The following is a 23,346-nucleotide window of genomic DNA, read 5'->3' on the forward strand; positions in this document are numbered from 1 at the left end:
ATGTCGAGCGATTTTCCACTCCCCCCTACTATATGCGGGACGTTTGGATTCGGTGTTGCGCTGGCATAAAAGCCTCACTTCTCCTGTAGGATTCCTAGTACGAAAATGGTATGATTAGAGATATTCATGTCATATGGAGGCATTATGAAAACAAACGATCACGAGGCTCATAGCGGACAGACTGCCTTTTTGTTCAACGTGGATATTATGGTAGAGGGCGAAACCAATGCGGTTGCAATGGAGAGGCTTCTTCATATACTTAATCAAGCTCACTTTCATGATTTCAAAATAAAATCCGGCGTCAATCTGGGGCTGAGAATTCAAGAACTGAGCCAGCTCGGCCAACGTCTCCAGCAGTTGGAGCAGCGGTTCGCAGCCAACCAGAGCGCACAACAGGCAGCGCCTCCTGCACCACCGGCGAAGCCAGCTACAACGACCAAAGCTGCCGTTATGCCAACGACATATACCTTCTTTACCGACCGGATGGAGAAAGTTATTGCCGAGAAACGGCTGATCCGACTTAAGGTCAATCGCGGCGCAGGCGTCATGCTCAGCATCCCTTGCCGGGTGCTAAGCTTCGATGAAGAGAAACAAACGACTACCGTTTATCACGTCGATGAGAAACAGGTCTATACGTTTAAGTGGACGGAGATTGAAGATTTCATCGTCTGAATACATTAAAGGAGCGCCTCGCATGAGTAGCGCTCCTTTCTTTATAAAGAGATTGGATGCAAGGTCATTGTGTCATATTCCGTTCCGATAGGCATAGATACAACAAAAAGGCGCACACCTGCATCACAGGTGTACGCCTCAACTTCGTTCTACATTACGCTCTGCGGCTCGTCCACAATGCACGCACAACCAGTACCCATGCCGCGATGAACGAGACGCCGCCCAGCGGAGTAATCGGTCCGAACAGCGAAAGCTCGGTTATCGAGAGCGCATACAAGCTGCCGGAGAACAGGAAGATGCCCAGGTGCATCAGTCGGCCAGCCCAGCGAATTCCTTTGGTTTCCCCAATCCGATCCGCGATAATCGCAACCAAGATAAGGCCTAGCGCATGATACATATGATAGCGGACGCCCGTTTCGAATACAGCCAGCATGTCGTCAGGCAGCTTGTCCTTCAGACTATGCGCGCCGAACGCGCCAAGAATTACGGCAAGGCCTGCATGAGCGGCGCCGAACGCGCCGAATTTGGAAAACATCGTCATCTTTCGCCCCTTCATCTTTGCAAGTGTTCATTAATCAGGTACAATGTGGTCTAATCGCGATGATGTAAGCATTTGGAATCATCACCATTCTCATCTAATAAAGGAGTTCTTCCCGTAATGACAGACCCATTCAACCTTCAGAAACAGCCCGAAGAAAACCATTCGCATGCTCAGTCAGCGGAAAGCTTCGGCAGCTATTCGCCGGACGCAGCCCCGCCGGAGCACAAGCAGAAACATGCCGGCCTTGGTATCGCTTCGTTCATCATCGGCATCACGAGCATCCTTGCCTTCATTACCAGCATGGTAGTCGCGGCCTCCTCCATTATGAACCAAATTACAGAGGACGGCAACCCGGCCTTGGACGCTGCAGCGCTGGTCGATTCGGCGGATGGCGCGTTGCTCGTTCTATCCGGCTTGCTGATGATCGGCTGCCTGGCGCTCGCCTTCATCGGTCTGGTGCTTGGCATTATCGGCGTATGCCTGAAGAATCGCCGCAAGGTGTTCGGCATCCTCGGCGTCGTATTTAACGGCCTGCTCGTTATGGGGACGATCTCGATCATTGGCCTCGGACTCGTCTTACAATAAAGGTCCATTACCGTCCACTGTCCCTCCATCCTCTAACACTTCACCCGCTTTACGCCGCCATGCACGCATCTTGGCGGAGGCGGGTTTTTGGCATGCTCGCCCTCCCGCTCACCAAAAATCCCGTCCACTACCACATATCCCCCCGCTTAATTGAATATATGTAGTTACAATCTTTTTTCGCTATAAGGCTGAAGGGTTAAGGTCTACGCCGGCACGAGAGGCTTGTTGCAGCTTCACGCCGCCTGCTTTTTGAAGTTTCACGAAAATTCGTACATCTTCACCACTACGAGGAGGTGTCTTGCATGACCGAGCCGTCTTTCATCGTGTCACGCGAGGATTGGTCGCTTCACCGCAAAGGACATCAGGATCAAGCCCGGCACCAACAGAAAGTACGCGATGCGATCAAGCAGAACTTGCCCGATCTGGTATCCGAAGAGAACATCGTCATGTCCGATGGCAAGCATGTCATCAAAATTCCGATTCGCAGCCTGGATGAGTTCCGCTTTGTCTATAACTTCAACAAGAATAAACATGTCGGCCAGGGCGACGGCGACAGCCAGGTAGGCGATGTGCTCGGCACGGATCCGCAGCCGGCCCAGAAGGGCGGCAAGGGCGAAGGCGCCGGCGATCAACCGGGCGACGATGTGGTCGAAGCCGAGATCAGCCTGGCAGAGTTGGAGACGATGCTGTTCGAGGAGCTCGAGCTGCCTTATCTGAAGCAGAAGGACCGCGACCAACTGGAGACGAAGGAAATCCGGTTCAACGACATCCGCAAGAAAGGCATTATGTCCAATATTGACAAGAAAAGGACCATTCTCGAGAATCTGCGGCGCAACGCCACGAGCGGCACGCCAGGCATCCACGGGATCTCGCCGGATGATCTGCGGTATAAGACGTGGGAGGAAATCATTAAGCCGCAGTCGAACGCGGTCATTATAGCTATGATGGATACTTCCGGAAGTATGGGCTCGTTCGAAAAGTACGTCGCGCGCAGCTTCTTCTTCTGGATGACCCGCTTCCTCCGCCATCAATACGAGAAAGTGGACATCGTCTTCATCGCCCACCATACCGAGGCGAAGGAAGTGACCGAGGAAGAATTCTTCACGCGCGGCGAGAGCGGCGGCACGATCTGCTCCTCAGCCTACATCAAGGCCATCGAGATCATCGACAGCCGGTACCCGCCTGCGCAGTACAATATCTATCCGTTCCACTTCTCCGACGGCGACAACCTGACGAGCGACAACGAACGGTGCGTGAAGCTGATTGGCGAGCTGCTCAAACGGGCCAACCTGTTCGGCTACGGCGAAGTCAACCAGTACAACCGCTCCAGTACGCTCATGTCGGCTTACAAGCATATTAACTTCCCGAACTTCATGCACTATGTCATTCGCGAGAAAGGCGAGGTCTATAACGCGCTGAAGTCATTCTTCCGCAAGCGCGACAGCGTGCCGAGCTGATCGATTCGCCTCCATACATCGGAGCACAAGGTAAAGCGGCTTACGCCATCCTCTTGCGGCGCATTACGTTTCATTCCGGAGAATAGTGGATGATGGATAAGCGTGAAACTTATACATTCTTAGATATCCAAAAAAGGATTGCCGGCGCGAACGCCGGCAATCCTTTCGTATCTTCGTGCATCTATAAGTGCTAAGGACTTGCGCTATAGCTTCGTCCGATAGACCGCCTTGTTCTCGAGGCCTCGAATAATCGGCGTCCAAGGTTCCGTCTCCTGCGTCGTATCGAGCGCATCCTCGACCATCTGCAGCTTCGCATCCAGTGAGTCGATATGGTGCAGCGCAACGGCCTCGGCCATCTGCGGCTGGACGGGGCTGCCCCACTCGCCCAAATTATGATGGGAGAGCACGAGATGCTGCAGAGCCAGCACGACCTCCGAGTCGAGCTGAATCTCGCTCCGAATCGCGGCTTCGACAATCCATCCGGACGCGAGCGCGATATGGCCGATCAGCTTGCCTTGATTGCTGTAATCGGAGACGATGCCCAGCTGCGCCGTCATCTCCTCGGGCTTGGCGATATCGTGTAGAATAATGCCCGCTTTGATCAGATCCGGATTGAGGAACGGGCGCTGCTTGCACACGAACTCCCCCAGCTCCAGCATACGGACGATATGGTAGGCGAGTCCCGCGTAATACGCATGGTGGTGCGTCTTGGCAGCCGGATAATGCATGAGCTCGTCGGCCACTTTGGCAACGCAAAAGTCGACGATGGTCCGCACTTCGGCGTTCTCGATACTTGCCGCAACCTGCTTGATGGTGTAGACGAGATCGATCGGCCGGATCGGCGCGGAACGGATAAAGTCGGTTATCGTTACGCCGTCATCGTCTTTGGCTTTGCGCATGCGTTGAATCTTCGCCTGAAGTTTGTCGCGATAGGTCTGCACGAGACCTTGCACCTTGACCAGCCCCATCGGGAAGAAGGTTTCCTTGTCGGCGGCGGAGACGTCCCACAGCTTCGCCGTGATTTGGCCGCTCGCATCGCACAGCACGATGTCCAGATAATCCTTCGGAGGCGTCGCATTCGTCTGCTTCACCTCGCACTCCTTCAATAAATAAAACCCGACAAATTCATCTTGGGCTTGCATCTGCTTAATCAGCGTCATCTAGGGTCCTCCTGAGCTATACGTAGGTTCATTATACAATGAAAAATCGGCCGTTAACGCATCATTTTCAAAAATATACGCGAAAGTGCGCAAGTGATCGTTCAGCCCAAGTTGCGTCACGGAAGCAGAACGCCTATCATGTAGGGGTATATACATAGCCGTTTATGAGGAGGACGAAACCGATGCTCGATTTTCAGACCAAACTAAGCAATTATGCCGACATCATACTCAAGATTGGTGTTCATCTCCAGCCAGGCCAGACGCTGATCGTGAACGCGAATATTGATACGGCGGATCTGACCCGCCTTGTGGTGAAGAAAGCTTACGAGCTGGGAGCCGCACAAGTGAAAGTATTCTGGGCCGACGATGTCGTTGCCCGTTACAAATATGATCTTGCTCCGGATGAAGCTTTCTTGGAGGAGCCGACATGGTCGGCCGCCGAGAAGATCGCGCTTGTCGAGAAAGGCGCCGCTTCCGTCACGATCAGCTCGTCGGATCCGGACCTGCTGCGCGGCGTAGCCAAAGACCGCATCGTCAATTCCGAGAAAGCTTCCCGCAAGGCGTTGACGAAGTACCGCGAATACGTCCAGGCGTTCAAGTTCAGCTGGTGCCTTGCGACGGCGCCGTCGCAAGGCTGGGCGGCCAAAGTATTCCCGGATGCGCCGCAGGAAGAGCAAGTCGATCTGCTGTGGGATGCCATCTTCCGCATGGTGCGCGCCGATCAGCCCGATCCGATCGCCGCTTGGGAGAAGCACCTGGGCGAGTTGAAGCGCAGAGCGGAATTCCTCAATAACAAAGCGTACAAGAAGCTGCACTACAAATCCGAAGGCACCGACCTGACGATTGAACTGCCGGATAAGCATGTATGGCTCGGCGGACGCAAGACGAACGATCAAGGCATCGCCTTCGTGCCGAACATTCCGACCGAGGAAGTGTACACCGCTCCGCTCGCAACCGGCGTGAGTGGCACGGTCCGCAGCAAGAAGCCGCTCAGCTATGGCGGCAACATCATCGACAACTTCTCGTTCACGTTCGATAAGGGCCGGATCGTCGGCTGGACCGCCGAGCAAGGCGCGGAGACGCTGCAAGGCCTCGTCGAGATGGACGAAGGCTCCCACTACTTAGGGGAAGTCGCGCTCGTGCCGTTCGACTCGCCGATCTCGAATACGAACCTGCTGTTCTACAAAACGATATTCGACGAGAACGCCTCCTGCCACTTGGCGATCGGCAGCGCGTATGCCGCATGCATCGAAGGCGGCAGCAAGATGACGCGCGAAGAACTGTCTGCCCGAGGCATCAACAGCTCGCTCGCGCATACCGATTTCATGGTCGGCTCGAAAGATCTATCGATAACCGGCATTACGGCTGACGGCAAGGAAGAAGCCGTATTCGTCGACGGCAACTGGGCGATTTAATGAGATCGGCAAGATAAGCGAATACCCCTTGCAGGGAAGGATGAACCGCTGCTTCAGCGATTTGTCCTCAAACCCCTGCAAGGGGTATTTGTGTTTCTGTCTTTTTCAATGGCCGCAGGCTAACCGCCAAGCACGCGCAGCGTCTTCGGATAACTCGTCAGCACCTCGGCCTTGCCGTCGCTGCGAATATAGACGTCATCCTCGATCCGCACCCCGCCGATCTCCGGCACGTAGATGCCAGGTTCGATCGTGAAGAGTAGTCCATTCCGGACGAGCTCTTGATTGTTGCCGTGCAAGGAAGGCGACTCGTGCACGTCCATGCCGAAGCCATGGCCGACGCGATGCGTGAAGTACGACCCGTAGCCCGCTTCCACGATGACCTCGCGCGCGGCCGCATCAAGCGACGCCAGCGTCACGCCTGCCTCCGCCTGCGCGATTCCCGCCATGTTGGCAGCCAGTACCGTCTCGTAGATCCGCTCCTGCTCCTTGGTCGCTTCGCCGATCACGAATGTGCGCGTAATATCCGAGCAATAACCGTCCGCCTGAACGCCGATATCGATCAGCAAGTAGTCGCCATGCGTAAGTTTCGCCGCACCTGGCTTTCCGTGGGGCAGCGCCGATCGAGTCCCGGTCAGGACGATCGATTCGAACGCCGGACGGTCCGCGCCCAGCTTGCGCATCTGATACTCCAGCTCCGCCGTCAGATCGATCTCGCTCATGCCGACCTTGGCATGGACGGCGGCATAATCGACGACCCGTTCAATAATATCGATCGCATGACGAACCTTCACGATCTCCTCGTCGCTCTTGTATAAACGCAAGCCCAGAATCGCCGTCTCGAGATCCTCGAAATCCGTATTCGGCAGCAGAAGCCCCAGTGTCTCCCCTTGGATCATGCTGAGCGCGTGTTTCTCCACGCCGAAAGTACCCAGCGATGCCGACAGGCGGCCGCCAAGGATCGCATAAGCGTCCTGCGTATCCGAGATCGGGACGATCTCCCCCTCGAAGCCGGCCTCTACGGCTGCATCCTGATCGAGCAACGGCACGAACAAGACCGCTTCCTTGCTGTCCGCATTCAGCAGCAGTCCCATGAAGCGTTCATGCGGGTTACACATAAACCCGGTCAAATACGCGACATTCGTGGGCGACGTGATCAGCCCTGCCCCGATTCCCTGCTCCGTGAACGCGGTCAGCAGCTGTTCTCTGCGCGTGCGATAGATTGTGCTCATATATTGTCCTCCCATGTGACGATAGGTTAATGATGGCGCTTGGCCGATATGCTCCTATTATAGCTCATCCGGAGCGACCGCTACAGCAAGCGCCCGGGAAGGGCTTGAATGGAAAAAAAACAGCTTTGTACCTTGTCGAATTTTCCTATATCATATAGAGAGCGCTTCCATACTTTTGGCATAGCGATTATCCAACCACATATGTCACATTACCTATCGCGTTATTTGCAAAATACGAGCTTTTAGTCCAGTATTTGCAACAATTGCGTGTCTTTTGTCATGTTCATCGGCTGGTTCATCTTTTATAATAAGCATAATTATGTCATATTACTTGACGCATTATTGAAGGCTTGAAGCAAGAGAGGGGACACCGAATGTATAAGGTCATTCTGGTCGATGACGAGGCCGTCGTGCGCGATGGTTTGAAAAATACGATTCAATGGCAGGAGCACGGCTTCGAATTGATCGGAGACTACGCCAATGGACGTGAAGCGCTCGAAGCGGTCGAGCTGCACAAGCCCGACCTGATCATTTCGGATATTAGCATGCCCTTCATGGACGGGCTCGAGCTGACGGCCGCCGTAGGCGCCAGCTATCCCTATATCAAAATCATCATTCTGACCGGGTTCGACGAATTCGATTATGCCCAACAGGCGATCCGGCTCAAAGTATCCGACTTCATCGTGAAGCCGATTACCGCCGCTGAGATCCGCCAACTGCTGAATAAGGTCCGGGCGGAGATGGATGAAGAATCCAAGCGGCGCGAAGACTTGAGCCGGCTGCAAAGCCAGTTGAAGCAAAGCTTGCCGCTGCTGAAGGAGCGGTTCTTGGAGCGTCTGGTCATTAACGGGCTCGGGAAATCCGAAGTTGCCGAGCGCTTCGCCTATTTCGGCCTGCCGCCGCTTACGCCGATGATCGTCGCGTTGGTCATCGACATCGATGATTTCGGCGAGCGGGAAACGTTCGATTTTGACGCGTTCGATGAAGAGATGTTAAGATTCGCCGCCTATGATATCGTCAGCGAAGTGTGCATGAATGAAGACGTGCTCGTCTTCCGTACCCGGGAAGAACGGATGGTGGCCCTCGTCCACAGGATTCCGGAGGAAAGCGCCCTCTATGAGAAAGCGTTCCGCGTGGCCGAACAGATCCGCCATGAGATCGAGCGCTATCTGAAGTTCACGATTACGATCGGCATCGGACGGGCCAGTATGTCGGTGGAGCGTCTGCCCCATTCCTACAAGAGCGCGTTGTCGGCGCTCGACTATCGGTTTCTGCTCGGCAAGAACCGGGTGCTGAGCATTCTTGATCTGGAAGGCAAGCCCTCCACCCTGCCGCCGATCGCAAGCGACTGGGACCGGAAGCTCGCTTCAGCGGTGAAGACCGGCTCCGTCTCGGAAGCGCAGCGCCTCATCGAGCTGATGGTCGCGGAACTCAAGGCGGCCATGGTGCCGATCGAGTCTTGCGTGCTGCATATGCAGAGAATCGTGCTGACGCTCATCAACACGATTCAAGATCTATCGGCGCATGAACAGAGCGTACCGTTCGACCCGCAGCTGATGTTAACCGACGTCTACCGCTTCAAGACCGTCGACGAGATCGAACAGTGGCTGAAGCAGGCCGTGCAGACCGTGATGAACGTCATCGAGGGCAGCAGGAGCCATTTCACGGGCATGCAGATTCGCCGCGCGATCGAATACATTGAGACCAACTATGCGAATGAAAAAATGTCGCTGCAGGAACTATGTCGGCATGTGCTGATGAGCACCAGCTACTTTAGCCTTGTATTCAAGCAGCATACGGGCGAGACGTTCGTCGAATTCCTTACCCGCGTCCGCGTCGAGAAAGCGAAGGAGCTGCTCGCGCACACATCGCTCAAGTTCTATGAGATTGCCGATAAGGTCGGCTACGGCGATCCGAATTATTTTAGCATCCTGTTCAAAAAGCATGCCGGCATGACGCCGCGGGAATTCCGTGAACGGAGCGCAGGCTGATGCTATTCGGCAACCGGAGGCCGCTGCTGCCTTTATTCCCGCTCAAGAGCATCCAGTCGAGCATCTCGTTCGCCTTCTCCTGCCTTATTCTCGTCACGATCGTCGTCACCAGCCTGATCAGCTACCGGCTGTCCGTCGATGCGGTCGAGCAGAACGCAACCGGCTATATCGAGGAAATCATTAAGCAGGTCAACAGCAATATCCAGTCGTATGTCGACAACATGGAGAACATCTCGCTGCTCGCCATGACCAATAAGGACGTCAAATACTATATCTCGGACAATGACTTCATCAGTACGGAAGAGCGCCGCGTCTACGAGAAACGGATCTCGGACCTCTTCCAGGCCATTCTGTATACGAGGCAGGACATTGCCTCCATTATGGTGTTCGGCTACAACGACCGGTTCGTCTCTGACCGGCGAATTACGAGCCTGAACCCGAACGCCGATGTGCGGAACGCGCCATGGTACAAATCCGCGAAGGCCGCCGGCGGCCAGTCCGTCATCTCCGCGCCGCATGTGCAGAATATCATTCAGAACGAATATCGTTGGGTCGTCTCGCTCAGCCGCGAACTGAGGAGCACGGACGGCATTTCGCCGGAAGGCATATTTCTCGTCGATCTGAATTTGAGCGTCATTAACGATATTTGCAGACAGATCAATCTCGGCAACAAAGGGTACGTATTCATCGTCGATCAGGAAGGGAATATCGTCTACCACCCGCAGCAGCAGCTCATCTACAGCGGACTGGCCAGCGAGAAGATCGACGAAGTGAACGCCGCCGCCAGCGGCGCTTCCTTCACGACCGGCGAAGGCGACGGCAAGCGGATCTATTCCGTGCAAGGGACGAACTTCGGCTGGAAAATCGTCGGCGTCGCTTATGGGGACGAGCTGATCGCGAACAAAGATACGCTCAGCCGCTCGCTGTTCCTATACGCCTTCTTCGGTCTGGCGATCGCCCTCTTGCTGTCCGTGCTGCTGTCCCATCAGCTGTCCCGCCCGATCAAGAACTTGCAGAAAGATATGAAGCTCGTCGAGAAAGGCAACTTCGACATCAAGACGGAGATCGGCCAGATGAACGAGATCGGCCAGCTCGGGCGCACGTTCAATATGATGGTCGGCCAGATCAAGAACCTGATGGAAGAAGCGATCCTGACCCAGGAGCAGAAGCGCAAGAGCGAGCTTGCCTTGCTGCAGTCGCAGATTAATCCGCACTTTCTCTACAACACGCTCGATTCGATCATCTGGATGGCCGAGCAGAAGAAGCATGAAGAGGTCGTGCTGATGACCAGCGCCCTCGCCAAGCTGTTCCGCTCGAGTATCTCCAAGGAGAAGGAGCTCGTCCCGATCCGCGTGGAGATCGAGCATATCAAGAACTATTTGATCATCCAAAAGATGCGGTATAACAACCAGCTGGATTACCGCCTGGACATCGCCCCTTCGATCATGATGTACCGGTCGCTGAAGATTCTGCTCCAACCTTTCGTCGAGAATGCGATCTATCACGGCATCCGCAACAAACCGGAGATGGGATTAATTACGATTCGCGGTTACGAGGAAGAAGATCGGATCGTGTTCGAGGTGGAGGACGACGGTCTCGGCATGACCGAGGAGAAGCTGGAGATGCTGCTTGAGCCTGTAGGCGGCTCGGGGCTGTCCGATCCCCTGCAGTCCGGATCGGGTGGCAAAGGGATCGGCATCAGCAACGTCAATGAGCGCATCAAGCTGTTCTTCGGCGAACCCTACGGCATTCAGATTCGCAGCGAGCTGGAGGTCGGAACCTGTGTTACGATTATCATCCCTAAGCTCGATTGAAAGGAATTCGGACCTCTATGCGTAAATCGCGCTTAACCGTCGTGTTCACCGTCATGGTACTCGTTGTCTTTATCTATGCCTTCTTCTATGCCCGCTTCACGGGCGTCGCCGACTGGGCGCTGTCTTCCGGCGAAGCGGACAAGAACGTCATCGTCATCCTGAAGACGAGCAACGTGCGGTCGGACTTCTGGCAGGCGGTCAAGGGAGGCATCGAAGCCGCGGCCAAAGAGATGGTCGTTAACGCGGAGATTCAAGGACCGCTCGCCGAGACCGACGCGAACGCGCAGATCGGCTTGCTCGAGGCCGCCATCCTCCGTAAGCCGCATGCGATCGTCGTCGCGCCGATCAACGACTACCGGATGAAGGATGTGCTGGGCCGCGTCCGCGAGGCCGGCATCCAGCTCGTGTTGATCGACAATCCGATCGAGATTGAATCCCCGCCCGTCGCGATCTCCAATGACCATCTGCGGGCCGGCCGGCTCGCCGGAGAGACGGCGATCAGCATGAACGGCGGCCATCCGAAGGCCGCCATTATCAGCGACAATGTCGACGTGCTCGCTTCGGTCCAACGGAAGAAAGGGATCGAGGAAGCGCTGTTCGGCTATACGGACGGCATCTACGGCACTTACTACAGCCTGGACTCCGAGGAACGCGCTTATCTGATCGCCAAGTCGCTGCTCAGCAGCGGCGAGACGCCCTTCAACACGTTCATTACGCTGACGGAATCGGCCACGCTTGGCACGGCCAAAGCGATCGAAGAAGAAGGCCAAGCCGGCAAGGTGAAGCTGATCGGATTCGAGAGCTCGATCGAGGAGATTCAATTGCTCGAAGCCGGCGTGCTGAACGCCACGCTCGTGCAGCGCCCTTTTAACATGGGCTATCTGGCGCTCAAGTCGGCGCTTAAGCTGGAATCCGGACGTTCGGTCGAGCCCGATACGCATATCGAGTCGACTGTCGTGACGCGGCTCAACATGTATTCGCCCGAGAATCAGAAGCTGCTGTTCCCGTTCAACGAGAATGAATAGAACCACAAACAAGACGTGAAAGGAGGCGAAATTCGAGCGATGCGAGCCATTCGTTATCGACGCCGCTATGTCCCGATCATGACCGTCAGTCTATTGCTGACGTTGGGGCTAGCCGCCTGCTCCAGCGAGCAGCCGGTACCCGCACCGGTCAAGAATACCACCGAGCCAGCGCTTATCCGCTTCGTCGCCTCCGAGTACAGCACCGAGACGAAGCCGATGCTCGAGAGCCTCGTGCGCGAATTCGAGCGGAACAATCCGACGATCAACGTGGAGCTGCAGGTGGCGAATTGGGACATTCTCGACGGCATCTACACGACGATGATCAGCAACAATCAGCCGCCGGATTTGCTCAACACGAATGTGTACGCCCATTTTGCCGCGGACGGGCTGCTGAGCGATATGAACGATATTCTGTCGCCCGAGCTGAAGGACAAGCTGTATCCGAATCTGATGGAGATGGATCAGATCGAGGGCAAGCAATATGCGATCCCTTATGTCGCTTCCATCCGCAGCCTTTACTACAATAAATCGCTATTCGCGGAAGCCCGAATCGCCAAGCCTCCGGCCACGTGGGATGAACTGAAGTCGGCTGCGCAGCACATTAAGGCCAATGGCCAGGCGAGCGGATTCGGGGTCGATCTTACCGACAACGAGATTCAGGCGTACCTCTCCTACTTCTTCCTGGGCGCCGGCGGCGGCTGGATTAAGGACGGAGCATGGGCGATCAACTCGCCGGAAAATGTAGAGGGCCTTACCTTCCTGAAAGGGCTGTATCAGGAAGGACTGACCGATCCCGAGCCTACGGTGACGATCCGGGACGAGAAGCAGCGCATCCTTGGCGACGGCAAGCTCGGCATGATGATCTCCGGCACTTATTTCGCCACTGTCGTCCCCCGGGAATTCCCGAATCTCGATTGGGGCGTCGGCCCGATTCCCGTCAAGGCCGGTCAAGCGCCGCTCGCGTTCGGCGTGCACGACGTACTCGTCTCATTCAAGACCGACCATACGAATACGAAGGCGCTCTCGAAGTTTCTCGACTTCCTGTACGACAGCGAGATCTACCAGCAGATGGTCGTGCGCGAAGGTTTCCTCCCGGTGAAAAAAGATGTCGGCAGCAAGCTCGCCGCCTCCGACCCGTATATGAAGGAAAGCCTCGATGCGCTGGCCCAAGCGAAGTTCTATCCGGTCCAGCAGCCCGAATGGCAGGCGATTATGGACAAGGCGCGCAAACTGGGCAGCGCCGTGTTGCTGAATGATATGGCGCCGCAGGAGGCGCTTGACCAGTTGCAAGAGTTTGCTGTGGCGCGCAGCAAAATGGTGCGGTGAGTAGGGGCTGCGCCCCTTTGGAACCCCCTTGTTTTGTGCCTCCCCCTTCCCCCTCCATCGGAGGGGAACCAGAGGGCCACGGCCCTACTGGGTACCCGTAAGTGGCGTTGCTCGTTACGCGGCCGTCTTCAATTTGTCCTTTCGAGGTTGGCCCGCTTTTGCCCTGTGGAGTGGCTTGCATGCAGAGTCGGCATGCATCACTCCGCTAGGACAAAGCTCTAGGTTCGAGCTTCGTTCGCGGCTTGGGTGCCTTTGGGAGGAGACCTGATGTAATCGAGCACATAGCTAGCTGAAGTAATATTCCTCGCTTGACGTCCACTTTGTGGACACGCTTACGTTTTGACCACAAAATAAAGCCTTAGTCCGGTATCCCGAACTAAGGCTTTGTTGTTTTTGACTATTTGAATTAAGCTCTCGTGAAGTCGATCCTGCCGTCGTATTTCACGTGCATGCCTTTCAGATTGGCACATCCTGCCACTTTTGCGCGAAAAACTTGAAAAAACGACGAAAACAAGGATTCAAGAATTTATTCAAGATTTCCTGTAAGATATTCGATTCAGCGAAGAGGCGAATCTCTCTATGATGATCTTAGGCGCTGGGGAACGCGCAACTGGCGTGACTAAGAGAATTGTTGAGGAGGGTTTGCATCCATGATTTCGAAGAAAAAGATTGCGACCATGGGTCTTGCAGCACTTATGCTGACGCTGCCGCTTGCCGCTTGTGGATCGAACAACGAAACGACCAATAACAAGCCTGCGAACAACGCGGCCAACTCGGGCGGTACGAACACCGACACGGCGACGAACACGAACAACGCCAATACGGGCGGTGAGACGACGGACGCCGGCACGAAGCTGACAGGCGACTTCGAGATTCAATATTTCGTCGGCGGTTACGGCGACGCATGGTGGAAGAAAGTCATCGCCGACTTCCAAGCCGCGAACCCGGATCTGAAGATCAAAGCGATGGGCGGCGCCAAAATCAACGAGCAGAACAAACCGCGCTGGATCGCGGGCAACCCGCCGGACTTCGTCTACATCGACGGTCCTGAGCTTAACGACCGCCAGCTCGTGGAAGACGGCCAGCTCGAAGATTTGACCGGATGGCTCGAGACGGCAACGAACGTGGACGGCGACAAAATCCTCGACATTCTGGCCCAAGCGCCTCAGCAATATGACGGCAAAGTGTACAATATTCCGCTCGTCCTGAACTCATGGGGCATTTTCTGGGATAAAGCACTCTTCGCGGAGAAAGGCTGGACCGAGCCGACCGATTACCAATCGTTCCTCGACGTCAGCGCGAAGATCAAAGACGCAGGTATTACGCCGTTCATCCATACCGGCAAATACCCGTACTACATCAACGGCGCGTTCCTGTTCCCGGCGATCGTATCGGCGAACAACAACGACTACACCGTGCTGCAAGATATGGCGGCGAACAAGGTCGAAGCTTACGAGAGCCCGGCGGTCATGACGGCGCTGAATAAAATCGTCGAACTGCGGGACAAAGGCTTCATCGACAAAGGTTCGGTCCAAATCAACCACACCGATTCCCAAATGCTGTTCCTGCAGCATAAGGATGCGTTCATTGCGAACGGCTTGTGGCTGCCGAACGAAATGTCCAAAGACGTGCCGGAAGGCTTCGAGTTCGGCTTCATTCCTTCCCTTGCCCAAGACAACGGCGGCAAAGTGGTAGCGAATACGTCCACGGCAACCGTTGCGATCGCGAAGAACGCGAAGAACAAGGAAGCGGCCAAAGCGTTCCTGCAATTCATCTTCTCCAAAGCGCAAGCGTCCCAATGGGCGGAGCTGTCCGGCGCGCCTTCCAACATCAAGGGCGACATCAGCGCTTCCAATGCGCCTAGCCATGTTAAAGATGCGGCCAAATTCCTGACCGACGCGAACACGGTCGTTATTCCGACAATCACGTACAACGCGGACGTCGACAAAGCGATGCAAGATGCGAGCGCGGCGCTGGCGGCAGGCACGATCGAGCCGGCCGACTGGGTCAAGCGCGTCACCGATGCCGTGAAGAAAGCAGCGCAATAAGCAAGCGTTCATCCATGACAGGCTAAGCGGAGGATGGCCGGGCTCTCCTGGTCATCCTCCCCATTTACATGAAAGGAAGGTGAACCTTATGAACTCAGGAACGGCCAAGCTGCAGCGGACGATCTTCATCGCTTCCTTCATCGTGCCTACGCTCCTGTTCTTCGGCGTGTTCACGATCTATCCGACGCTGCAAGCGTTGTACTACTCCTTCTTCGACTGGTCGGGCATGTCCCAGCACAAGGAATTCATCGGGCTCGACAACTTCGTCAATCTGTTCAAGGATCCGATCATCTGGAGAGCGATCGGCAACGACTATTTTCTCGTCCTGGGCAAAATCATCGGCATCATGATTCTCGCCACCTTCTTCGCCGTGGCGCTGACGCGCTTCAACTTCAAGCTTGCCAGCTTCTTCCGTTCGACCTTCTTCATTCCGAACATCATCTCGGTCGTCGTTATCGGCGTCCTGTGGAACTTTATCTACAACCCGCAGATCGGTTTCTTGAACTCCTTCTTGTCCCTGTTTACGAAAGAACAGGTTACGATCACATGGCTCGGGTTCCAGCATCACACGATCTGGATGCTGCTTCCGCCGGCCATCTGGGCAGGCATCGGATTCTATATGCTGCTCTTGATCGCGGCCATTCAGAATATACCGGAATCGTACTACGAAGCGGCCAGCCTTGAGGGCTCCAGCCAATGGCACCAATTCTGGACGATCACGCTGCCGCTCATCTGGGAGCAGATGAAAGTATCGATCTTGAACATCATGATGACGACGCTGAACGGCTCCTTCGTCATCGTCTGGATTATGACCGAGGGCGGTCCGGACAACACCACGCAAGTCATGGGCTCATATTTGTACCAAATGGCGTTCCGCCAGTATCACTTCGGCTTCGCATCTGCAATCGGTGTCCTGATCCTTGTGCTCTCGCTCGTCACGACCGTGATCCTGCAGCGCCTGATGCGCCAAGAAACCGTCGAGCTCGGCTAAAGGAAGACGCAAGGACTAGGAGGAAATCGACTATGAACCTGGGCATTCGCAACCCCTTCATCAAATTCATCTGCTACGCCATTCTCATCGTCTGGTGCATCTCCGTCATCTATCCGCTCATCTGGACGATGATGGATGCGCTGAAGGATAACCAGCAATTCTTCTTCAAGAAGCCTTGGGCGTTGCCCGAATTCCCGCTGCTGTGGGAGAACTTCTCTTATGTCTGGTCGACCTACAACTTCGACCGGTACTTCATGAACTCGATCGTCATTACGACCGTATCGACGACGCTCGGTCTCCTGCTGGCCGCGATGACCGCTTACGTCCTCGCCCGCTACAAGTTCAGAGGCAGCAACGCGCTCTACTTGCTGTATATCTCGTCGATGATGGTGCCGTTCGTCCTGGCGCTCATCCCGCTGTTCTTCTTGATGAACTCGCTCCATCTGACCAACACCTGGTACGGTCTGTCGATGGTATACGCGTCCAGCGTGCTCGCTTTTGGCATCTTCGTCCTGGTCGGTTTCTTCAAAGGCTTGCCGAAGGAGCTCGAGGAAGCGGCGACCGTCGATGGCGCAGGCTACTACGGCACATTCTTCAAAGTCATGCTGCCGCTGTCCCAGCCGGGCCTGATCACGGTGGCGATCATCAACGTGCTGAACATTTGGAACGAATACATCGTCGGCACGATCCTCATTAATGACCCGGAGCAGTACACGCTGCCGGTCGAGATCGGCATTATGCAGGCCGAGATGCAATACCGGACGGAATGGGGACCGTTGTTCGCGGCGCTCATGTTCACGATCGTGCCAATCCTGATCGTCTATATCATCTTCCAACGCCAGATCGCCAGCGGCATTACGGCCGGCGCCGTCAAATAGCAGCAAGCCAAACAAACCTTAGTCCGGGCAACCCGCCCTTACGCTAAGGTTATTGTTTTGCGCTAGATTCCCGATCCTCATCGACAAAGGATGTTGCCCACGTGTCTACAGACATATGCAAGCTGCTCGTCATGAATACGGTCAGCTCGGTCATCTCCATCTACATCGGCATATATGTCAACCTGTATATCTGGGAGGACGGCGCGAGGATATCCGACGTCTCCTTCTATAACTTGGTGATGTTCCTCGGCTGGGGGGCGGCCTTCTGGCTTGGGGCGAAGCTGCTGACGCGCTGGTCGATTCGCGTCCTGCTTGCCTGCTCCGCGCTGATGGGCGGGATCGCCTTCGCCTACTTGATGACCGTCACGCTCGAAAATCGGTTATTGTGGATCGCCCTGCTCGGGCTGCCCGTAGGCGCCATGTTCGGCCTCTCCTCCGCCGCGCAGAATCTCGGCGTCTCGCTGCAAGGCCGCGGCCGCGATTTTGCAAGCTATTTCGCCGCCGTCAGCATTATCGGCCAAATCCTCTCGTTCGCCGTTCCGATTCTATCGGCGGGCGTCATCGAGTGGTTCGGCTATGGCGGTTCGTTTGCCCTGATGCTTATTTTCTTGACCGGGATGCTGCTGTTCGCGATGCGAATGCCGCAGATCGGCCTGCTCCATGCGTCGGAACAGAAGGCGCAAGCCGGTAGCATACGATTCCGCTTCCGAGCGGCTTTTGGCTTCCCCGGGGCCAAATGGATGCTCCTCTCCCTGCTGGCCGGCGGCATATTCCTCCAATTCCAGAACCTGTTCACCTTGCTCTTTACCTTCTCAGTCACGCAGAACAAACTGCTCATCGCCCTGCTCAACGTGGCGTATACGCTAGCCGCCCTACTGGGACTATGGCTGTACCGCCGCATGGCGGTCAACGAGTCGCGCTGGCTGTGGATCGGGACGTTGCTGCTCGCCGCCGGTTTCCTCATCGTGCTGCTGCCGTACCGAGGAACGATGATCGCCTCCAACTTGATTACGGCGATCGGCATGTTCTACTTCTCCACCGTCTGGTCCGCGCAGCAATTCCGCTGCATCCAGCCGCTGGGGCCGACCGAACGCGCCGCTTTTCTCGTCTGGCGCGAGACGCTGCTTATCCTCACAAGATGCCTGCTGCTCACGCTCGCTTTTGCCCTCGAAGACATGCACGGCTGGCTGTTCGTCCTGATCGTCTTCATCACGATCGCCTGCTTGCTGCTGATCCCGGTCTTCCAGCAGCGAGCCTTGCGCGCAAGCGGCGACGAACCGTTCGATCCTTCTAACCCTGCCGGCCGTTCGCAGCAAAAAGAGGACTCCCTCCCCGGTCTATAGTTCAAACCGGGCAAGGGAGTCTTTTAATTCATGCGATAATCGTTCGAGCTGCTCGGATAGCCTTACAAGCTCTGCGCTTATACCAAGCCGCTCGGCGCTCTGCGAGGCCAACTCTTCGGAGGAAGCAAGCGACTGCTCAGACCGATTGACCATCTTGGCTCACAATGGATTGCAGCCAACCGTCTGCCGCATAACTGCGGTTCTTGAGCAGCCCGGATTTGGTCGGCACAAGCGAGCCTTCCATGGTCAGCAGCTCCAGGGAGGTAATATTCGGATCGGCGTACATATAATTCTGAAGCAGGGAATCGACGTTCTCTGCATAAGAGGCGTATTCGTACGAATCAACGGGCGCAGTGAGCATTCCCGTGACGGTGCCGACCAGTTCTTTGTCAACCATCATGGTCATGAACAGCTGGTCGTAGCTTCGGTACAGGAAGTCCAGCTTCTTGCTCGTCTGCACCGCCGTCGCTTCATAAGCTTCCACCACCTTCCGTTCCAGCGCCCCCTTGGCAATCCGGTAGGACACCGCCCCCGTTAACCGCGACGAGCGCTTATTATGGCCGCGACCATAATAAGCGCAATTCTGAACCCCATCGACTGGAACAGGCGCTTCCAGCTTAACGTCCGTTTCTCATCCCGCCTTTTCTGCATACCCGAGACCTCCCCGTTATCGTGGAACGAAAAACTGCCGCTCCCCGATCACAAGTTTGTCAAATTTACCAGCCACGAATAGATTGACGCCGAGCTCGTTCATCACATATAGTTCTATTATCGAACCATTTCATCGTCGAACATTACGATTATGAAACCTATTTGACGCAGGAAGGAGGATTCCCATGAAGGAAGAGCAGCTGAAGAGCCTTATTTCACGCTACCAAGACATCTTCTTTACCGTGAATCGGAGAATTAACGCGATTCTGAAAGACCAGCTGCCGGATGGACTGACGACCGACCAGTATGCGACGCTGCGCTACATACGCGATCATGGCCCCTGTACGTCTTCGGCGCTTGCGGATATGTTCTGCGTCGGCAAAAGTTCCATCACCGCCATTATTACCCGGCTGTTCGACAAGCATCTGATTGAGCGCGTGCCGGATGAGAAGGACCGCCGCGTGACGTATTTGAAACTGACGCCCGCAGGCCTGACGACGACGGCCAAGATGGAAGATTCCATTCAGAACGTGCTCCGAGGGTATCTGAACCAATTCGACGCCGCTGAAGCGGAAGCGTTCATGACCACGTTCGAGAAGCTGGCCCGTGTGCTGAGCACGGAGAACGAAGTATAGAGGTTAGGGGAGAAATCAACTGCGATGAGAACAATCATTAAACTGCGCTGGGTCATCATGGCGCTGTGGGTTGCCGCTGCCGTAGGACTCGCGCTGACTGCGCCTAATATGGCCGAATTGGTCCGCGAGAAAGGGCAGATTAACGTTCCGGACGGCTACTCGTCGTCCTTTGCGTCCGACCTGCAAGCGTCGATGAGCGCCGGCGAGGAGGACAGCGGGGAAGCGACCGTCCTCGTTTTTCATAATGAGCAAGGATTAACCGAGGCCGACCAGGCCGAGATTAAGCATGCGGTCGAGGAGCTGAAGCAAGCCGGCTCGGCCTCTGGCATTACGAGCGTGACGTCCCATATCGATAACGCGGAGCTCAAGGACCAGATGGTCTCGGCGGACGGCACGACCGTTCTCGTACTGACCACGGTTGCCCTGGGCGAACGAACGCCGGAGGAAGCCGGCGAGGCCATCTATGCGGCGGTCGAGGACGTGAAGGTGGAGCATTATTTCACCGGCAACTGGCTGATCTCCGAAGACGTGAACAAGAGTTCCGAAGAAGGGCTGAAGAAGACCGAGATGATCACCGTCGTCTTCATCGTCGGCATCCTACTGCTCGTCTTCCGCTCCGTCGTTGCGCCGTTCATCCCGCTCTTGACCGTCGGATTCAGCTATCTGGTGTCCCAGTCCGTTGTCTCCTTCCTCGTCAAGTATTGGGATTTCCCATTGTCGAGCTTTACGCAGATCTTCATGGTCGCCGTCCTATTCGGGATCGGCACCGACTACTGCATTCTGCTCATCAGCCGCTATAAGGAAGAGCTGATGCATACGAAGGATCGCACCGAGGCCATCGTGGCCACTTACCGTACAGCCGGCAAAACGGTCATTTACTCCGGGCTCGCCGTCCTGGTCGGCTTTGCTTCGATCGGATTGTCGACCTTCGTGCTCTATCGCTCTGCGGTAGCAGTCGCAGTCGGCGTCGCGGTGATGCTGATCGCCCTTATTACGATCGTGCCGTTCTTCATGTCGGTACTCGGCAAGGCCATCTTCTGGCCGGCCAAAGGATCGCTCGAACACAAGCCAAGCCGCTTGTGGGGCGCGGTCGGCCGCTTCTCCTTGAAGCGCCCGGCATGGGCCATCGTCATTCTGGCCGTGCTCGTCATTCCTTTCCTTGCGGCCTATAAGGGCTCGATTTCGTTCAACTCGCTCGACGAGATCGGCGACAAATACGATTCCGTCAAAGGCTTCAACGTCATCTCGGCCAGTTTCGGACCTGGCGACTCCCTGCCATCCACGGTCGTGATGAAGTCCGAGCAGCCGATGGACAATTCGGAAGGTCTGGCCGCTATTGAGCAAATCAGCCGCGAGCTGGCGAAGGTCGACGGCGTGAAGTCGGTCCGAAGCGCAACCCGCCCAACCGGCGAGGCGCTGGCAGATCTGCAGGTGACCGATCAAGTCACCCAGCTGGGCGACGGCCTTGTGCAAAGCGAGGATGGCCTCGATCAGATCGGCAGCGGCCTCGCGGAAGCAAGCAGCTCCTTGTCGGCCAACGCGCCGAAACTGGAGCAAGCCGTTAGCGGCGTTGGCGAATTGATCGACGGCACGAATGAATTGAAGAACGGCGTCACGCAGCTCGGCGCAGGCCTGAAGCAATTGCAGCAAGGGCTCGAAAGCGGCGAAAGCGGCGCGGCCGAACTCAGCGCGGGGCTTAAGCAAGCCAAAGCGAGCGCGGATCAGCTGCATGCCGCCAGCGAGAAGCTCGTGGCCAGCTACACCCAGCTCGGCACTGGACTTGACCAGCTGTCGGCAGGCTACAGCAGCCTTTCGAAGCAGCAAACCGCGATCACGCAAGGCTTGACCGGATTGGATCAAAGCCTGAGCAGCCTGGCGACCAAATATCCCGAGCTAGCGGCTGATCCGGACTTCGTCCGGACGCAAACTTCCGCCCGCGAGCTTCAATCCGGCTCGGAGCAGATCGGCGGCGGATTGGCGCAGCTGAACAGCCAGCTTGCCGACGCCGCAAGCGGCATGAAGCAAGCGAATGCCGGCTTCCAGCAAGCGGCTGACGGTCAGGCCGCGCTCACGCAAGGACTGGCGAAGCTCTCGGCTGGGCTTGAACAGCTGAAGAACGGCATCGCCCAAGCCGCGAACGGCCAGGGCCAGATCGTCTCGAAGCTGCCGGCCCTGACGGGCGGATTCGATCAGCTCACCGCGGGCCAGCAAGAGCTGAAGACCGGCTTTGCCGAGCTTAGCGGCCAACTCGGCCAACTGACCGACGGACTCGATCAGAGCGTCGACGGCCTGAACCAAGTGTCGACCGGCCTTGCTACCGCTGGCGACTACTTGAACGGATTGGCGAGCGCGCCGGATAAGCAGCTGACCGGGTGGTATATCCCGCAGGAAGCGATCGACGGCGAAGACTTCCAGCAGGCTTTGGATGCTTATCTTTCTCCGGACCGCAAGACCGTGACCTTCGATGTCGTCTTCGATGGCAATCCGTACGCCGTTGATACTTTGGTGAAGGTCGACGAGCTGGAGACCGCCGTTGCGCGCGCGCTCAAGAATACGGACTTCCAACAAGCCGAGTACGCTGTCGGCGGCGTATCCAGCATCAACAACGACTTGCGCAACATCTCGGCAGAGGACTACTCGCGCACGATGATTCTCATGCTGATCGGCATCGGCCTCATTCTTATCATCATGTTCCGTTCGATCGTCATGCCGCTCTACCTGTTGCTCTCCTTGCTGCTGACGTTCTACACCTCGATGGCGATTACCGAGGTCATCTTCGTCCGCATTCTCGGATTGTCCGGCATTAGCTGGGCGGTGCCGTTCTTCGGCTTCGTCATGCTGATGGCGCTCGGCATCGACTACAGCATCTTCTTGATGGACCGGTTCAAAGAGTACCGCCACCTGTCGCCAAGAGAAGCGATTCTCCGCTCAATGGAAAATATGGGCACCGTCATCATGTCGGCCGCGCTCATTCTCGGCGGTACCTTCGCGGCCATGCTCCCGTCCGGGGTCATGTCGCTCTTGCAGATCGGCACGATCGTGCTATGCGGCTTGTTCCTCTATGCGATGGTGATGCTGCCATTGTTCATTCCGGTCATGGTCCGGATGTTCGGCGAAGCGAACTGGTGGCCGTTCATGTCGCGCCAAGCTAACGATGACGTTAGCTTTGGCGGGGCGCCGGTTTCCATCCACTCGAAAGAGTAAGGGCGCTGCCCTTTGACCCTTCTATGTAAAACAATATTCCCTGCCTTTGAGAGGTCGCCACCTCCATGGGCAGGGATTTTTTTAGTTTAGGGCTTCGCCCTGAAGAACCCTTTGTTTACCTCGCCCCTTCCCCCTCCATTGGAGGGGACCCCGAGGGCAACCGCCCTCTGGACACCCGTAAGGGGCGCGACTCGGGACGCGGCCGTCTTCGATGTGTCCTCACGTGCGTGGCCCGCTTTTGTCCTGCGGAATCGGCATGACGGATACCATGCCGATTCCGCTTGGACAAAGCTCTGGGTTCGAGCTTCGTTCGTTACGTTGTGCCTTGGGAGCAGACCTGTTGCTTTGGTGCGTGTAGCGCTCAATAGAGCTGACCCTCGC

18 protein-coding genes are annotated in these 23,346 nt (G+C 56.1%); 14 read left to right on the forward strand and 4 right to left on the reverse strand.

Going from position 1 to position 23,346, the window contains the following annotated elements:
- Positions 1-144: 144 nt before the first annotated feature.
- Complete coding sequence (locus FHS18_RS01695) at positions 145-672, forward strand: hypothetical protein (protein WP_183596257.1); 528 nt, start codon at positions 145-147, stop codon at positions 670-672.
- 154 nt (positions 673-826) lie between these two features.
- Here FHS18_RS01695 and FHS18_RS01700 read toward each other — a convergent pair whose 3' ends face one another.
- On the reverse strand, positions 827-1,207 hold the full coding sequence (locus FHS18_RS01700) for a DUF423 domain-containing protein (RefSeq protein WP_183597297.1): 381 nt from the start codon (positions 1,205-1,207) through the stop codon (positions 827-829).
- Positions 1,208-1,330: 123 nt separating this feature from the next.
- Here FHS18_RS01700 and FHS18_RS01705 point away from each other — a divergent pair, with 123 nt between their 5' ends.
- Together FHS18_RS01705 and yhbH are read left to right on the forward strand one after the other, a co-directional pair.
- Positions 1,331-1,798, forward strand: coding sequence for a hypothetical protein (locus tag FHS18_RS01705; protein WP_183596259.1), 468 nt, complete (start codon positions 1,331-1,333; stop codon positions 1,796-1,798).
- A 302-nt stretch (positions 1,799-2,100) separates the two neighbouring features.
- Entirely contained in the window at positions 2,101-3,255 is a 1,155-nt protein-coding gene (yhbH, locus tag FHS18_RS01710; RefSeq protein ID WP_183596261.1) for a sporulation protein YhbH, read from the forward strand.
- A gap of 203 nt (positions 3,256-3,458) precedes the next feature.
- Here yhbH and FHS18_RS01715 read toward each other — a convergent pair whose 3' ends face one another.
- Positions 3,459-4,415 carry a 3'-5' exoribonuclease YhaM family protein gene (locus FHS18_RS01715; protein ID WP_183596262.1) on the reverse strand — a complete coding sequence of 319 codons (957 nt, stop codon included), beginning with the start codon at positions 4,413-4,415 and terminating at the stop codon, positions 3,459-3,461.
- 182 nt (positions 4,416-4,597) lie between these two features.
- On the opposite strand from FHS18_RS01715, the gene FHS18_RS01720 reads away from it, so the two are divergent.
- Positions 4,598-5,830, forward strand: coding sequence for an aminopeptidase (locus FHS18_RS01720; protein WP_183596263.1), 1,233 nt, complete (start codon positions 4,598-4,600; stop codon positions 5,828-5,830).
- A 119-nt stretch (positions 5,831-5,949) separates the two neighbouring features.
- Here the strand turns inward: FHS18_RS01720 and FHS18_RS01725 are convergent, their stop codons facing one another.
- Positions 5,950-7,059, reverse strand: a complete 1,110-nt coding sequence (locus tag FHS18_RS01725) for a M24 family metallopeptidase (protein ID WP_183596264.1) — start codon at positions 7,057-7,059, stop codon at positions 5,950-5,952.
- A gap of 374 nt (positions 7,060-7,433) precedes the next feature.
- Here FHS18_RS01725 and FHS18_RS01730 point away from each other — a divergent pair, with 374 nt between their 5' ends.
- The 8 genes from FHS18_RS01730 (at position 7,434) to FHS18_RS01765 (ending at position 18,475) form a co-directional block, all read left to right on the forward strand.
- Positions 7,434-9,050, forward strand: coding sequence for a response regulator (locus FHS18_RS01730; protein WP_183596266.1), 1,617 nt, complete (start codon positions 7,434-7,436; stop codon positions 9,048-9,050).
- On the forward strand, positions 9,050-10,864 hold the full coding sequence (locus FHS18_RS01735) for a cache domain-containing sensor histidine kinase (RefSeq protein WP_183596268.1): 1,815 nt from the start codon (positions 9,050-9,052) through the stop codon (positions 10,862-10,864). The genes FHS18_RS01730 and FHS18_RS01735 overlap by 1 nt, the downstream gene beginning before the upstream one ends.
- Positions 10,865-10,881: 17 nt before the next feature.
- Positions 10,882-11,889: a substrate-binding domain-containing protein gene (locus FHS18_RS01740; RefSeq protein WP_183596270.1), complete on the forward strand. Its 1,008-nt coding sequence runs from the start codon at positions 10,882-10,884 to the stop codon at positions 11,887-11,889.
- A gap of 39 nt (positions 11,890-11,928) precedes the next feature.
- Positions 11,929-13,215 (forward strand): extracellular solute-binding protein, encoded by a 1,287-nt coding sequence (locus FHS18_RS01745; protein WP_183596272.1) that lies wholly within the window; start codon positions 11,929-11,931, stop codon positions 13,213-13,215.
- Between the two features lie 650 nt (positions 13,216-13,865).
- Complete coding sequence (locus tag FHS18_RS01750; RefSeq protein WP_183596274.1) at positions 13,866-15,263, forward strand: ABC transporter substrate-binding protein; 1,398 nt, start codon at positions 13,866-13,868, stop codon at positions 15,261-15,263.
- 88 nt (positions 15,264-15,351) lie between these two features.
- Positions 15,352-16,254, forward strand: coding sequence for a carbohydrate ABC transporter permease (locus FHS18_RS01755; RefSeq protein ID WP_183596276.1), 903 nt, complete (start codon positions 15,352-15,354; stop codon positions 16,252-16,254).
- 32 nt (positions 16,255-16,286) lie between these two features.
- Positions 16,287-17,132 (forward strand): carbohydrate ABC transporter permease, encoded by an 846-nt coding sequence (locus tag FHS18_RS01760; protein ID WP_183596278.1) that lies wholly within the window; start codon positions 16,287-16,289, stop codon positions 17,130-17,132.
- Between the two features lie 101 nt (positions 17,133-17,233).
- Positions 17,234-18,475: an MFS transporter gene (locus FHS18_RS01765; protein WP_183596280.1), complete on the forward strand. Its 1,242-nt coding sequence runs from the start codon at positions 17,234-17,236 to the stop codon at positions 18,473-18,475.
- A 136-nt stretch (positions 18,476-18,611) separates the two neighbouring features.
- Here the strand turns inward: FHS18_RS01765 and FHS18_RS01770 are convergent, their stop codons facing one another.
- On the reverse strand, positions 18,612-19,001 hold the full coding sequence (locus tag FHS18_RS01770; RefSeq protein ID WP_183596282.1) for a hypothetical protein: 390 nt from the start codon (positions 18,999-19,001) through the stop codon (positions 18,612-18,614).
- A 310-nt stretch (positions 19,002-19,311) separates the two neighbouring features.
- On the opposite strand from FHS18_RS01770, the gene FHS18_RS01775 reads away from it, so the two are divergent.
- Both FHS18_RS01775 and FHS18_RS01780 read left to right on the forward strand, forming a co-directional pair.
- The gene (locus FHS18_RS01775; protein ID WP_183596284.1) at positions 19,312-19,761 is read left to right on the forward strand and encodes a MarR family winged helix-turn-helix transcriptional regulator; all 450 of its coding nucleotides are present in this window, start codon (positions 19,312-19,314) and stop codon (positions 19,759-19,761) included.
- Between the two features lie 24 nt (positions 19,762-19,785).
- Positions 19,786-22,965 carry an MMPL family transporter gene (locus FHS18_RS01780; RefSeq protein ID WP_183596286.1) on the forward strand — a complete coding sequence of 1,060 codons (3,180 nt, stop codon included), beginning with the start codon at positions 19,786-19,788 and terminating at the stop codon, positions 22,963-22,965.
- Positions 22,966-23,346 lie beyond the last annotated feature (381 nt).

Origin of the sequence: Paenibacillus phyllosphaerae, assembly GCF_014192105.1 — a bacterium.
Classification (GTDB): Bacteria; Bacillota; Bacilli; order Paenibacillales; family Paenibacillaceae; genus Paenibacillus_Z; species Paenibacillus_Z phyllosphaerae.

What these genes read in the sequence shown, in the direction of transcription:
- FHS18_RS01715 (WP_183596262.1), bottom strand. Translation starts at nt 4,415, where the DNA reads ATGACGCTGATTAAGCAGATGCAAGCCCAAGATGAATTTGTCGGGTTT.
- FHS18_RS01700 (WP_183597297.1), bottom strand. Translation starts at nt 1,207, where the DNA reads ATGTTTTCCAAATTCGGCGCGTTCGGCGCCGCTCATGCAGGCCTTGCC.
- FHS18_RS01730 (WP_183596266.1), top strand. Translation starts at nt 7,434, where the DNA reads ATGTATAAGGTCATTCTGGTCGATGACGAGGCCGTCGTGCGCGATGGT.
- yhbH (WP_183596261.1), top strand. Translation starts at nt 2,101, where the DNA reads ATGACCGAGCCGTCTTTCATCGTGTCACGCGAGGATTGGTCGCTTCAC.
- FHS18_RS01720 (WP_183596263.1), top strand. Translation starts at nt 4,598, where the DNA reads ATGCTCGATTTTCAGACCAAACTAAGCAATTATGCCGACATCATACTC.
- FHS18_RS01740 (WP_183596270.1), top strand. Translation starts at nt 10,882, where the DNA reads ATGCGTAAATCGCGCTTAACCGTCGTGTTCACCGTCATGGTACTCGTT.
- FHS18_RS01775 (WP_183596284.1), top strand. Translation starts at nt 19,312, where the DNA reads ATGAAGGAAGAGCAGCTGAAGAGCCTTATTTCACGCTACCAAGACATC.
- FHS18_RS01750 (WP_183596274.1), top strand. Translation starts at nt 13,866, where the DNA reads ATGATTTCGAAGAAAAAGATTGCGACCATGGGTCTTGCAGCACTTATG.
- FHS18_RS01705 (WP_183596259.1), top strand. Translation starts at nt 1,331, where the DNA reads ATGACAGACCCATTCAACCTTCAGAAACAGCCCGAAGAAAACCATTCG.
- FHS18_RS01745 (WP_183596272.1), top strand. Translation starts at nt 11,929, where the DNA reads ATGCGAGCCATTCGTTATCGACGCCGCTATGTCCCGATCATGACCGTC.
- FHS18_RS01780 (WP_183596286.1), top strand. Translation starts at nt 19,786, where the DNA reads ATGAGAACAATCATTAAACTGCGCTGGGTCATCATGGCGCTGTGGGTT.
- FHS18_RS01760 (WP_183596278.1), top strand. Translation starts at nt 16,287, where the DNA reads ATGAACCTGGGCATTCGCAACCCCTTCATCAAATTCATCTGCTACGCC.
- FHS18_RS01755 (WP_183596276.1), top strand. Translation starts at nt 15,352, where the DNA reads ATGAACTCAGGAACGGCCAAGCTGCAGCGGACGATCTTCATCGCTTCC.
- FHS18_RS01725 (WP_183596264.1), bottom strand. Translation starts at nt 7,059, where the DNA reads ATGAGCACAATCTATCGCACGCGCAGAGAACAGCTGCTGACCGCGTTC.
- FHS18_RS01735 (WP_183596268.1), top strand. Translation starts at nt 9,050, where the DNA reads ATGCTATTCGGCAACCGGAGGCCGCTGCTGCCTTTATTCCCGCTCAAG.
- FHS18_RS01695 (WP_183596257.1), top strand. Translation starts at nt 145, where the DNA reads ATGAAAACAAACGATCACGAGGCTCATAGCGGACAGACTGCCTTTTTG.